At 62.7% G+C, this 12,391-nt stretch carries 10 protein-coding genes, 2 tRNA genes and 1 other annotated feature; of the genes, 5 read left to right on the forward strand and 7 right to left on the reverse strand.

All coding sequences use genetic code 11. The annotated features are described in order from the left end of the window. Positions 1-743: 743 nt before the first annotated feature. Positions 744-1,975, forward strand: a protein-coding gene (locus ASE11_RS25440) for an IS3 family transposase (protein WP_156406372.1) whose coding sequence is annotated in 2 segments (ribosomal slippage) — positions 744-1,032 and positions 1,032-1,975 — 1,233 coding nt in all. Because the reading frame shifts where the segments join, the coding sequence is not laid out codon by codon here. Continuing rightward, positions 1,022-1,141 (forward strand) — a sequence feature (AL1L pseudoknot). (Overlaps the previous gene by 120 nt.) Before the next feature lie 134 nt (positions 1,976-2,109). On the opposite strand, the gene ASE11_RS25945 is transcribed toward ASE11_RS25440, so the two are convergent. Further along, a complete protein-coding gene (locus tag ASE11_RS25945) occupies positions 2,110-2,454 on the reverse strand; it encodes a hypothetical protein (RefSeq protein WP_156406373.1) in 345 nt (114 codons plus the stop codon). A gap of 414 nt (positions 2,455-2,868) precedes the next feature. On the opposite strand from ASE11_RS25945, the gene ASE11_RS15510 reads away from it, so the two are divergent. Then, positions 2,869-3,213: a hypothetical protein gene (locus ASE11_RS15510; RefSeq protein ID WP_056273356.1), complete on the forward strand. Its 345-nt coding sequence runs from the start codon at positions 2,869-2,871 to the stop codon at positions 3,211-3,213. A gap of 95 nt (positions 3,214-3,308) precedes the next feature. On the opposite strand, the gene ASE11_RS15515 is transcribed toward ASE11_RS15510, so the two are convergent. The 5 genes from ASE11_RS15515 to ASE11_RS15535 form a co-directional block, all read right to left on the reverse strand. Next, positions 3,309-3,384 (reverse strand) — tRNA-His (locus ASE11_RS15515). A 61-nt stretch (positions 3,385-3,445) separates the two neighbouring features. After that, complete coding sequence (locus tag ASE11_RS15520; RefSeq protein ID WP_056273359.1) at positions 3,446-5,374, reverse strand: SurA N-terminal domain-containing protein; 1,929 nt, start codon at positions 5,372-5,374, stop codon at positions 3,446-3,448. Between the two features lie 87 nt (positions 5,375-5,461). Further along, positions 5,462-5,537 (reverse strand) — tRNA-Val (locus ASE11_RS15525). A 22-nt stretch (positions 5,538-5,559) separates the two neighbouring features. Further along, positions 5,560-5,850, reverse strand: coding sequence for an HU family DNA-binding protein (locus ASE11_RS15530; RefSeq protein WP_268766309.1), 291 nt, complete (start codon positions 5,848-5,850; stop codon positions 5,560-5,562). 235 nt (positions 5,851-6,085) lie between these two features. Beyond that, positions 6,086-7,177: a tartrate dehydrogenase gene (locus ASE11_RS15535; protein WP_056274255.1), complete on the reverse strand. Its 1,092-nt coding sequence runs from the start codon at positions 7,175-7,177 to the stop codon at positions 6,086-6,088. A gap of 92 nt (positions 7,178-7,269) precedes the next feature. On the opposite strand from ASE11_RS15535, the gene ASE11_RS15540 reads away from it, so the two are divergent. From ASE11_RS15540 to ASE11_RS15550, 3 genes are all read left to right on the forward strand, one after another. Next, positions 7,270-8,235 carry a LysR family transcriptional regulator gene (locus tag ASE11_RS15540; protein ID WP_056273364.1) on the forward strand — a complete coding sequence of 322 codons (966 nt, stop codon included), beginning with the start codon at positions 7,270-7,272 and terminating at the stop codon, positions 8,233-8,235. Between the two features lie 140 nt (positions 8,236-8,375). Continuing rightward, on the forward strand, positions 8,376-8,774 hold the full coding sequence (locus tag ASE11_RS15545) for a hypothetical protein (protein ID WP_056273368.1): 399 nt from the start codon (positions 8,376-8,378) through the stop codon (positions 8,772-8,774). A 25-nt stretch (positions 8,775-8,799) separates the two neighbouring features. Then, positions 8,800-11,463 (forward strand): GNAT family N-acetyltransferase, encoded by a 2,664-nt coding sequence (locus ASE11_RS15550; protein ID WP_056273371.1) that lies wholly within the window; start codon positions 8,800-8,802, stop codon positions 11,461-11,463. A 31-nt stretch (positions 11,464-11,494) separates the two neighbouring features. Here the strand turns inward: ASE11_RS15550 and ASE11_RS15555 are convergent, their stop codons facing one another. Continuing rightward, on the reverse strand, positions 11,495-12,385 hold the full coding sequence (locus ASE11_RS15555) for a DMT family transporter (protein ID WP_056273374.1): 891 nt from the start codon (positions 12,383-12,385) through the stop codon (positions 11,495-11,497). Positions 12,386-12,391 lie beyond the last annotated feature (6 nt).

Below are 12,391 nucleotides of genomic sequence, written 5' to 3' on the forward strand. Positions count from 1 at the left end.
CAGGAACTATTGAAGAGCAACCAATACACAAGGAAGCGCATAGAAGCGACGCTAGAGCAATTCTCCCCATACATCCACCCTCCAGTTTCCCGAATGTCATAGATCGTATCTTGGGGTGTCTTCTGTGCAATAGCCGCCTGTCGACTTAAGTCACTGAATCCACCAATGTGATAATTTCTTTCAAGTACGCTCATCCTCACCTAGATTCCCGAACCATTTTCTTGGCCGAAGTCGCATTGGGTGATGCACAGCAGTCACATATTTCGAGGCTCCGCAGTGGTGGCCAGCTTAAGTGCCGACGTGTATGGCTTCATCGCATATGGCCGAACAAGTCGAAGTGCATTTACGGAACTATTCTTCCTTTGACTCTGCACGGGTAGAAACTACCAACGGGTGAGCACGATGAGGCCGTTTGCTGTCGGCTGCGGGCGCACGGTGACTCCACGGCCTTTGTCGAACAAAGGTCACACGGAAGCCAGCGCCCTCGCCAGCTTGACGGCTGTTCTAAAAGCTGCAGCCGACATTGGAGGCATGTCGCCGCAGGCGGCACCCAGATCGTCTGTTGCCGCGATTTCGAACTGTCTTTCGACCCCAAACTGAACCGCCCCGTATTTTGAGGAGGCTCTTTTCTCTGAGAGGATTGAGCCATGAAGAAGTCGAACCACTTTTCACCTGAGGTCCGCGAACGCGCCNTGAACCGCCCCGTATTTTGAGGAGGCTCTTTTCTCTGAGAGGATTGAGCCATGAAGAAGTCGAACCACTTTTCACCTGAGGTCCGCGAACGCGCCGTTCGCATGGTGCAGGAGCACCGAGGCGAGTACCCCTCGCTGTGGGCCGCCATCGAGTCCATCGCCCCCAAGATCGGCTGCGTGCCGCAGACCCTCAACGAATGGGTCAAGCGCGATGAGATCGACACCGGCACCCGGGCTGGCGTCACGACGACCGACCTGCAGCGCCTGAAGGAGCTCGAACGCGAGAACAAGGAGCTGCGCAAGGCCAACGAGATCCTGAAGCTGGCCAGCGCGTTTTTCGCCCAGGCGGAGCTCGACCGCCGCCGTCTGAAGTCCTGAAGGGCTTCATCGATCAGCATCGACAGGCCTACGGGGTCGAGTCGATCTGCAAGGTGCTGCAGATCGCCCCGTCTGGCTATTGGCGCCACGCCGCCCAGCAACGCAACCCGGCCCTGCGATGTCAGCGCGCACAGCGTGACGGTGCATTGGCTCCTCACATTGAACGTGTGTGGCGAGCCAACATGCAGGTCTACGGTGCCGACAAGGTCTGGAAGCAGCTCAACCGAGAGGGCATCTCCATTGCCCGCTGCACGGTCGAACGCTTGATGAAGCGCCTGGGCTTGCAGGGTGTGAGCCGTGGCAAGGTGGTGCGCACCACCATCAGTGATGGCAAGGCGCCATGCCCGCTGGATCGGGTCAACCGGGTCTTCAAGGCCGATCGGCCCAACCAGCTATGGGTCTCTGATTTCACCTACGTCTCGACCTGGCAGGGCTGGCTGTACGTGGCCTTCGTGATCGACGTGTACGCGCGGCGCATCGTCGGTTGGCGCGTGAGCAGTTCGATGCGAACGGACTTCGTGCTCGATGCACTTGAGCAGGCGCTGTATGCCAGGCAGCCCGAGCGCGATGGCAGCCTGGTTTGTCACTCCGACAGGGGGTCGCAATACGTCAGCATCCGCTACAGCGAGCGCCTGGCCGAGGCGGGCATTGAGCCTTCAGTGGGCAGCAAGGGTGACAGCTACGACAACGCGCTGGCCGAGACCATCAACGGGTTGTACAAGGCCGAGCTGATCCACCGAAGAGCGCCTTGGAAGACCAAGGAATCGGTGGAGCTGGCCACCCTGGAATGGGTGTCTTGGTTCAACCACCACAGGCTGCTGGAGCCCATCGGCTACATACCTCCGGCTGAAGCTGAGGCAAACTATTACCGGCATCTCGCCAATCAGGTGGCAACCGCTGCCTGACTTAAACCAACAAGCCTCCACGAAACGCGGGGCGGTTCANTGAAGCTGAGGCAAACTATTACCGGCATCTCGCCAATCAGGTGGCAACCGCTGCCTGACTTAAACCAACAAGCCTCCACGAAACGCGGGGCGGTTCATACAGCCGCATTGATAGCCGCTGTGTAGCCGGCAATTTCCACTGACACTTGGGCACTGGCAGCTTGGCCACGCAACGCATCTCGCGCTTCTGCCAGCTCCTTTCGTTGAATCCGCACCGACTGCGCCAACATGTATAAGGCGGCAAGTGCGACGACCGGGTTGAGAAAGCCACCAACGAAATCGCCCAGTTGGCCCCAATGACCAGGGAACTCAAGAGCGTCATTTCGCACCAGCATCCAGAAGGCAACGCAAGCCAATGGCAGTCCAAAAACTGCAACCAGTGCGAGCACAACATCTTCTCGTGAGTAGCTCCAGCGCAACTTGACCTTGGGCCACTTCATCCACATAGCCGTTCCCCCACATAGTTCAGGCGGAGGAGGATAACTCGGATGATGAGGAAAGTTGTCCGCAGCCCATCCTTGACGACGAACCAGGGCTGACCCTCGATGATCAAGGCCCGCAGGCTGAGAGAAGGGGTGAAGTTGAAAGTGGGGAGTTCGGAGCGTTCAGCAAGCACCCAGTACAGTGGGCAGCATCTCAACATCCGAGGTGCTCAATCGATGCCAGACCTGTCTACCGCAAGCTGGGACGCTGCCGCTCTGCTCGTTGCTCTCTGCGCGCTTTACCTTACCGTTCAGAGCAACAAGACGACACGAGAGCACAACAAGCTCTCTGTGAAGCCTCGGCTCACTACGGAAACATCGACAAACCGAACCACGTATCTCGACGGCTCCACGCATACCGTTGAGTTTCGCATGACCCTCACCAACGTGGGCCTCGGTCCCGCAGTGGTCAAAAGCTCACAGGTGATGCTTGATGGTGCTCCCCTGCCCGTTGAGTCCTCTGAAGACGTTCAGCCGTTGCTGGAACGAGTCTTTCCTGGTGTTCAGCTCGGCTCTTCTGTGGCGTTCTTCAAATTGAACAGAGAGCATGCCGTACAGGTGGGCAAAGAGGTCGAGCTGGTTTCGTTCGTGGTCATGAATCCAAGCAGTGACTTCGACAAGGAAATCAAGCGGTTCAGCATCCGCATAAGCCACGAATCGCTCTATGGGGAGACACTGCACTACGACACTCGGGACCACCAACCACCCCCGGTTTGATGTACCCATGATGTACCCACGCGATGTACCCATGCCCCAAAAACAAAACCCCTGGAAGCCTTGAAAATCAAGCACTTACAGGGGTCGATAAATTTTGGGGTGGCTGATGGGGCTCGAACCCACGACAACAGGAATCACAATCCTGGACTCTACCAACTGAGCTACAGCCACCGCAAGCCGCAGATTATAGCCGGAAGTCGCGCAGCGCCTTCCGGCAGTCGATCGAGAAAACTCAGCGGGCGGGCACCGCCGGAACGGCGGGCTTGCTGGGCTCGTTCACCAGGATGCGGGCATCAAAACGCGTTTTGAGCGTCTCGTAATAGGCCAGGCTCTCGGCCGTGGCCCACCACTGGCTGTACTGCTGCACTTCCTGGGTCAAGGCCTGCGCGGGTCGCGTTTCTCGCGGCAGCACCTTTTGAACCTTCACGACGGCATAGCCCTCGTCACCAAGCGGGACACCGATCCAGGCCGGCAGGCTCTTGGGATCTGCGCTGAGTGCCGCGATCAGCACGGGCTGCGCCAGACCCTGTGCGTTCTCACGAGAAACGGTCTGGGCAGGAGAGAGTCCGGTCGCCGCACCGCCCGCTTTCCAGGCCTGCAGTTGTTTGTCACCCTCTTGACGCGCCAGTTCGGCCGAGCGCTGCGCCACCAGGCGAGTCCGCACGGCTTCGCGCACTTCGTCAAGCGGGCGGGTGCGGGCGGGCGAGTGCTTGACCACGCGGGCGGCCACCAGTTGGTTGGAGCCGGTTTCAATGGCTTCGGTGTTGCGCTTCTTGTCGATGGCGTCGGGCGTGAACAAGGCGGCCAGGAGCCTTTCGTTGGCCAGGACACCGGTCGCACCCTGGGGCTGGCGTTGCACGCCCTGGGCAGTGCGGATCTCCAGCTTCAGGCGATCGGCCGCGGGCTTGAGGCTGTCGGCCTGCTCGTACACAAGGTTGCTGAAGGTCTCGGCGGTTTCGGCGAACTGCTTCTGCGCCTGCTGCTGCTTGAGCTCGGCTTCGATCTCGGGCTTCATGGATTCGAAGCTGCGCTGTGGCGGGGTCTTGATGTCGGTGAGCTGAATGATGTGAAAGCCGAACTCTGTCTCCACGAGATCGGAGATGGCCCCTTTGGACAGCGAGAACGCCACGTCCTCAAACGGCTTGACCATGGCGCCACGGGCGAAGAAGTCCAGATCGCCACCGTTGGCGGCGGAGCCCGGGTCTTGCGACTGCGCCTTGGCCACGTCGGCAAAGCTCGCGGGGTCCTTGCGCACTTGCTCCAGCAAGGCAACGGCCTTCGCACGCACGGCTTCCTTGTCGGCGGCGGGCGCGCCCGCGGGCACGCTCAGCAGGATGTGGCGGGCGCGGCGCTCTTCGGTGCCGGCCAGGCGTCCGGCGTTCTGGTCGTAATAGGCGCGCACATCGGCTTCGTTGAGTGAGAGCGATGCCTGCAGCGAACCGGCATCCAGCACGAGGTACTCGATGTCGACCTGCTCGGGCGCCTGGAACAGCGGCCCGTTGGCGTTGTAGAACGCTTCGATCTCGGCATCGGTGGGCTTCACGCGGGCGGCAAAGTCGGCGGCGTTGAAACGGGCAACCTGAACTTCGCGGCGTTCGAAGAATGCGTTGAGCGACACGGATGCCAGCCCCACGGGCGCAAAGCCCGAGCCCACGATGTTCTGCAAAACCTGCCGCTGCGACAGGTCGGCGCGCACGCGGGCTTCGAACATCTCGGGCGTCATGCCCTGGCGCGCCACCAGCGAGCGGTAGGCGTCCACGTCCAGCGAGCCGTCGGGCTTGCGCAGGGCGGCAATGGATTCGTTTTGCTGCAGCTCGCGCGCCAGGCGCTGATCGCTGGTGAAGAGGTTGAGCTTCTGTGCAGCGGTGCCCATGACACGATCGCGCACCAGACGCTCCAGCGTCGCGTAGCGCGCCTCGTCGCTGTCCAGCAGCTTGGCGTCCAGCGTGGGCATGGCTTCGCGCAGGCGCCGGGATTCGTTCTGGTGTGCCTGATCCCATTCGGCCTTGGTGATCTCTTGTCCGTCCACCGACGCCACGGCTTCGCCGCTCTCGTTGAACCGGGTGTATCCCTCGATGCCGAACAGGACGAACGAGGGAATGATCAGGATCATCAAGAAGCCCATGAGGTACTTCTTGTGGTTGCGGATGGTATCGAACATGCCTGGAACCCTGCTGCTTCAAAAGGAATGTAAAGCGTTGTCTGTGGGACAACAAAAAAGGCGAACCCGGGTTCGCCTTTTCGATGGTGGTGGGTGCTGACGGGGTCGAACCGCCGACCTACTCCGTGTAAAGGAGCCGCTCTGCCAACTGAGCTAAGCACCCCACCGGGAAAGGGGCGTCACCTTCAGTTCAGCGCGTCTTTGAGGGCCTTGCCCGGACGGAACTTCGGCACCTTGGCGGCCTTGATCTTAATCTCGTCGCCGGTGCGCGGGTTGCGGCCTTTGCGGGCCGGGCGCTTGGTCACGGCAAAGGAGCCAAAGCCCACGAGCGACACGGTGCCGCCTTTTTTGAGCGTGGTGCGGATCGCGGTGATGGTGGAATCGAGTGCACGCGTGGCGGCCGCCTTGGAAATGTCGGCGTTCTTGGCGATGTGTTCGACGAGTTCTGTTTTGTTCACAAATGGCCCCTCTTGAATTGAGATGAGTTGTTCCGTTGGTACAAAGCTTGTCCTGGAACGGAGCGGTTGGCTGCCGTGGGACTGGTTCTGTTGATCGCTGGACACGGTGATGACCGTGGCGCACGAAAAGTGATTAGACCCATGGGCTGCAACCCCTGTCAATACACGAGGGTCGCGCGCCCAATCCCGACGGCACAAGAGGCAGGATTCTAGACGCTTTCAAGCCCCGCACCCTCGCGCGGAGCACCCGGAATCAACCCTTGATCGCCTGCGCGATCGCGCGGCCCACATCCGACGTGCCCGCCTGTCCGCCGAGGTCACCGGTGCGGGGCGCACCACTGCCGGGCTGCAGAACGGACTCGATGGCGTTCATGACCGCATCGTGCGCGGCCTTGTGGCCCAGGAAATCGAGCATCAGCGCGCCGCACCAGATCTGGCCGATCGGATTCGCGATGCCCTTGCCTGCAATGTCCGGCGCCGATCCGTGTACGGGCTCGAACAAAGAAGGATGCTGACGCGTGGGGTTGAGGTTGGCACTGGGCGCGATGCCGATGGTGCCGGTGCAGGCGGGGCCGAGGTCGGAGAGGATGTCGCCGAACAGGTTGCTGCCGACCACCACGTCGAAGAAGTCGGGGCGTTGCACGAAGTGCGCGGTGAGGATGTCGATGTGGAACTTGTCGACCTTGATGTCCGGGTACTCCTTGGCCATCTCCGCCACGCGTTCATCCCAGTACGGCATGGTGATGGCGATACCGTTGCTCTTGGTCGCGCTGGTGAGGTGCTTTTTGGGGCGCGAGCGCGCCGTCTCGAACGCATAACGCAGCACACGGTCCACGCCGATGCGCGACATCACGGTTTCCTGCATCACGATCTCGCGCTCGGTGCCCGGGTACATGCGCCCACCGATGCTGGAGTACTCGCCTTCGGTGTTCTCACGCACGATCACCATGTCGATCTCGCCGGGCGCACGCGCGCTGCCGTCGCGCCGCACCACCGGGGCGATCACGCCAGGCATGAGGCGCGCGGGCCGCACGTTCACATACTGGTCGAACTCGCGGCGGAACAGCAGCAGTGAGCCCCACAGCGAGATGTGGTCGGGCACCTTGTCGGGCCAGCCCACCGCACCAAAATAGATCGCGTCGTGGCCGCCGATCTGGTCCTTCCAGTTGTCGGGCAGCATCTTGCCGTGGCGCTCGAAGTAATCGCAACTGGAAAAGTCGAAGTGATCGAACTGCAGGTCGATGCCGAACTTCGTGGCGGCGGCTTCGAGCACGCGCAGGCCCTCGGGCATGACTTCGGTGCCGATACCGTCTCCGGCGATGACTGCGATGCGGTGTTTGCTCATGGTGGCTCCTTCGGAACGGACTGGAAAGGCCGCCAGCATAGCCCGCATTGCGGCAATAATCCGGCAATTGATTCATTCTCAAAAGGAAACAATTGGACCGCCCCGATCTGGAACTCGTGCTCGCTGTGCGTCAGCATGGCAGCCTGGTGATGGCCGCTCGCGCGCTGCGCGTGGCACCCTCGGCCGTGACCAAGCGCCTGGCCGCGCTGGAGGCGCGCCTGGGTCTTCGCCTGTTCCAGCGCACCACGCGGCGCGTGAGTCCCACGGCCGAGGGCGACACGCTGTGCGAGCGCGCGGTGCACCTGTTGCGCGCATTCGACGAGGTGGAAGCCGAGCTGCGCGAACGCCAGGCCGAGCCGGCCGGGCCGGTGCGCCTGGCGGCCACGCTCGGCTTTGGCCGACGGTGGGTGGGGCCCGCACTGGCCGATTTCCAGACCCGGCATCCCGGCATACAGGTCCAGCTGCAGCTCACCGAGCATTTGCCCGATCTTGCTGTGGAGGGCTTCGACGGCGCCGTCTGGCTCTGGAACGCGCCGAGTGAACGCGCGGCCGAATGGGTGTCACGCCGACTCGCGGCCAACCAGCGTGTGCTGGTGGCCGCACCTGGCTATCTGCGGCAGCACGGCACACCACGCACGTTGGAGGAACTGGTCGGGCACAGTTGCCTGGTGGTGCGCGAAAACGGTGGCGGACCGGGCCAGCGCTTCGACCATTGGCGTCTGCAGCTCTCGGGCCACGCGCAGGTGAAACACGTGCCGGTGAGCGGCCCGCTCTCCAGCAACTCGGGCGAGATGGTGCGCGACTGGTGTCTGGCCGGCCACGGCATCATGCTGCGCAGCCTGTGGGACATCGCTCCGCAACTGGCCAGCGGCGAACTGGTGCGCGTGCTGCCAGATCACGCCATGCAGGACGCCGACATCCACTGGCTCGCGCCCTACCGGTCTCAGGCGCCGCGGCGCATCCGCCTGCTGGTGGACTTTCTGGTGGAACGGTTCCGCCACGAGCCCTGGAAACCTGTGCGCACGCGCCGCACATCAACTGCTCGCAAGCCAGGCTGACAGCCATCCTGCGGCCCAGACCGTATGGCCTGACCGCGCCTGCGTTCCTAGACTGAATCCCGTCATCGCCGAGTGCCGACAGCACCTGGGCAATGGCGCCATCTCCCCATCTCGGGGCAACGATTCCTACGGAGCACAGCATGAAAAAACAGGACTACCTCAATCTCGTCACCGACTTCTATAAATCCGTCGGCATCCAGAACCAAAAACCCGATGACTTGGCGAACCATGTCGACATCGAAGGACACACCGTGGGTGTGCTGTTCGACGAAGCACAGGCCCCCGACACGTTGTTCATCTATGTCGACCTGGGCGCAGCATCGCTGGGCATCGACCGCCAATTGCTCTGGGCCAATGCCGCCCTGCCCGCCGAGGCCGATGGCCTGGGCTGCTTCTGCAAGTGGAAGGACAGCGGCACGGTGGCCTACCGCTCCCACCTGCATGTGGGCGCGGCGCCCATGAAGGGCGCCGACCTCGCTACCGCGATCGTGCGCACGGTGGCCGTGGCCAAGGCACAGCTGCAACTGGCCACGCAATAACCGCCACGGGACACAGGAGCACACCATGTACAAAAATCCCGTCCTCCGGAGAGTCATCGACGCCTCCAAGCTCACGAATTTCACCAAGGAAAAGTTCGCGCTTCCACCTGTGACGTTCAAGCGCCCCATCTTCCTGCGCCACGCGCCCACACAAATAGGGCGCGGGGGCTCCGGCGAGGTCGTGTCCTTCTTGCCAGGCCACGTCGAAGTCAGCCTGTCGGCGCCGGACCTCGCCCTCGCCAGGACCGACTTCGACCCCGACCTGAAAGACCATCCCAAGTTGTCCGAGGTCTTGGCGAGGCTGGGCATCGACGACAAGCTGACCATGGGACACATGCCGGAAACCGCGCCCGAACATCTGAAGCGCACTTTCAGGACCATGGGCAGCATGGGCGTCGAATACAACAACATGGAATTCAAGGCGCTTCCCTGGTACACCGACTACTTCGGCACAGACACCAAGGGTCTCAAGTCGAACGATCTCGGCAATCTTCGGGCCGCCCACCTCGCGCTGCTGTACAAAATCTGCCGGGAACAGTTGCAGCGCGACTACTCGCTGGGCGGCAGGGACAAGCCCCCTCCGGAAGGCCTCTGGACGCTGGAAGAGTTCACCGACTTCTTCATGACGGGTATCGCACCCGCGGGAAAGGACAACTGCGTCGACTTCATCAAGCGTTGCCTGGTGGCACTGGCGCGCTACGAGGCCCCCGACAGCCCGGGCCTGCAAGCTTTTCTGTACCAGCTCGGGTTCGCCACGCAACCCCAGGACCTGAGCGAACTGGCCATCGCCTACTTCAAGCCGGACAGCGAGGGCTTCCTGTCGTTTTCAGCGCCTGCGCCCAAGCCACCGAAGCCACCGGAGCCAGAACGCGAGTTGAGCCAGGAAGAAGAAGCCTGGGCCTCCTTTGCAGCAGCGGTAGAAACACGAGACGCCAAACTGGTCAACGACAAGGGGGACGCGTTGCGCAAGACGGCCAACTACGCAAGCTTTGCCAAGGCCTTTGGTGGCAAGCCCGAGGTCTTCGATGCCATCGCGAAAGCGCTGCATGAAGACGCTTCCATCTTCGACAGCATCTTTGCATCGCCCGCCGATCTGGCCTGGGGCACGACGTTCTTCAAGGGGCTGGGCGAGCGTCTGTCTGGTTGCTCCGATCAGCAGGGCGTGGCCGCGGTGTCATACCACCGCGACACCTATCCCGGACGCATCACACACGTGTCCGTCATCGGCTTCTCCGGCAAAGGCGCGGTGTCCATCTCGCACCACGAGTCCATTCCCATCAGCGACAAACCCGCGATGGTCGACGGTCTGGCGATCGGCACGCTGGGCATCCCCTCGGCCAGCTACAACACGGCCGATCTGCACAACCACCTGCAAAACCGCGCACCGGACAAGCACATCGCTCCGACGGACTTGCCCATCGTCAAGTCGTACACCGCGTCGGGGCCACCCATGGTGACGTTCACGCTGCTCAACGACTTTGCGGCGTTCGAGACATTCAATGTGCAAATGGCGGCACAGGGGCAAGGGCCCCTCGGGCGGCAGTGGCTGTATGGGGTGGACCCCAACCAGACGCTGGCCCAGTTGGCGACCGACGTCAAGTCCGGCAAGCTGCAGCTCACGCCCTTGAAACTGGCCATGCTGCGCTGCGACCGTGCGCCGACGCACCACCCCAAGCTGCCTCCACCCGGCGCCAAAGGTGATTTCACCCCGGGGCTCTACACCAACAACTGTGGTCGCATGACCATCCTGGCGCTGCTGGCGGGACGTGCGCCAGCGCTGCAGGGCGTGAACTACAGCGAGGCAATGGACCTGGTCGACGTGGCGGGCATCCTGTTGAAGGCGGGGCTCATGCCCAACACCGACCCGGAAGTGCTGGACCGCATGCGCCGCGCAGGCAGCGTGTACAACAAGGACAAGCAGCGCGTCGAGCGGCATCCGGCATCGTTCCTGGCGCTGGGCCAGCTGAGCGGATGGTCGAACGCCGCGCCAGGCACACCGGGCACCTACCCGCCCGACGTGGACCGCCACCCGCCCAAGGACGCGGCTGCCGAAATCAAGGCCCGCCAGGACGGTGACACCAAGCTGGCCGAGACCATTCGAAAGAACGAGCAGACCTTCCTTGACCAGCTCGGGGCCAAGCCGGCACCGCTCCCGGCACCCGCCTGGGTGGTTCGCGAGCTCTCTCTCGACCACGACAAGGCGTTGATCGAAGCACATCTGGCCGCCCTGAGCGACGACGACCGCTACCTGCGCTTTGAGGTATCGAACCTCCAGGCGGCCCTGTCCCAGCTGCTCTCGGCCAAGTCAGGCCACTTCGGCGTGTTCGATCCGACCGGCAAGACTATGGTGGGCCTTGGCCTGGCTCGCTTCGCGGTGGCAGCCGAGGTGGCGTCCCTGGACGTCGGCCTGAGCGTGCTGCCGGCATACCGGCAGAAAGGTGTGGCCAAGCTGGCCATGCAATGGGCGATGTGCCGGGCACGCAACCGCGGTGTGCGTCTGATGAAACTGAAGTACGACAGCACAAACGTGGGCACGAAAAAGCTGCTTGACGCCCTTGGAAAACCGGTGATCAAAGCTCAGTTCAAGAATGAGGTCCTGGTCGAGATGGCGTTGCCAGAAACCGATGGCGCCAGCCATCTGCTGGAAGCCACGCACCTCCACCTCAGTTCGGCCTGGCCCAGGAAGTAGGTCTGAATCGGCCGCAACGCGCGGCGCGCCTTCATCGCGCCGCGCGCACCACCAGGCTCACGCCAAAAGCGGTGAGCGCGGTGCCGGCCAGCGTGACGGCGGTGATGGGCTCGGCGAACAGCACCCAGGCGATCAGCGCGGTGCACGGCGGCACCAGGTACATCAGGCTGGTGACCGAGGCCGCCGCACCGCGCTGGATCAACATGTACAGCAGCGAACTGCCGCCCAGCGTGAGACCCAGCACCGACCACGCCATGGCACCCATGAGCTGGGCATTCCATTGCATGGTTTCGGCCTCCAGCAAGGTCAGCGGCAATGTGACCAGCAGCGCGGCCAGCAGTTGAACCGCGTTGGCGGTACGCACGTCGCATGCCGCCACAAAGCGCTTCTGGTAGAGCGTGCCGATCGTGATCGAGAACAGCGCCATGACCGCCAGCGACAGGTTGAACCAGGTGGCTTGATCGCCCGGGCCACCCGCGCCGAACTTGCGCGAAACCACCAGCACCAGCCCGGCAAAGCCCAGCACCAGACCGAGCCACTGGCGCCTGGACACCTTGGAGCCGGTGCCCGACAGCCAGATGGCGGTGAGCACCGGCTGCAGGCCGACGATGAGCGAGGACAAGCCCGAACCCATGCCGGCCTTGACCGCCACCCACACCCCGCCCAGATAACCCGCGTGCATGAAGACGCCCGTGACGGCCAGGTGAATCCACTGCGTTCGGTTCGTGGGCCACTTCACGCCGGCCAGAAGAATCCAGGGCAGGAAGCAGGCGATGGACAGCGCATAGCGCACGGCGAGGAACTTCATGGGCGGCGCGTAAGGCATGCCGTAGCGCGCCACGATGAAACCGGTGCTCCAGATGAGCACGAACACCCAGGGCATGGCGCGCAGCCACGCGTTGTCTTGCGTCGGTGAATGCATGGCCAA

The organism is Hydrogenophaga sp. Root209, assembly GCF_001428625.1.
Lineage (GTDB): Bacteria > Pseudomonadota > Gammaproteobacteria > Burkholderiales > Burkholderiaceae_C > Hydrogenophaga.

Coding starts and splice junctions, on each gene's coding strand:
- ASE11_RS25945 (WP_156406373.1), bottom strand. CDS start 2,454: ATGAAGTGGCCCAAGGTCAAGTTGCGCTGGAGCTACTCACGAGAAGAT.
- ASE11_RS15510 (WP_056273356.1), top strand. CDS start 2,869: ATGACCCTCACCAACGTGGGCCTCGGTCCCGCAGTGGTCAAAAGCTCA.
- ASE11_RS15520 (WP_056273359.1), bottom strand. CDS start 5,374: ATGTTCGATACCATCCGCAACCACAAGAAGTACCTCATGGGCTTCTTG.
- ASE11_RS15535 (WP_056274255.1), bottom strand. CDS start 7,177: ATGAGCAAACACCGCATCGCAGTCATCGCCGGAGACGGTATCGGCACC.
- ASE11_RS15545 (WP_056273368.1), top strand. CDS start 8,376: ATGAAAAAACAGGACTACCTCAATCTCGTCACCGACTTCTATAAATCC.
- ASE11_RS15550 (WP_056273371.1), top strand. CDS start 8,800: ATGTACAAAAATCCCGTCCTCCGGAGAGTCATCGACGCCTCCAAGCTC.
- ASE11_RS15555 (WP_056273374.1), bottom strand. CDS start 12,385: ATGCATTCACCGACGCAAGACAACGCGTGGCTGCGCGCCATGCCCTGG.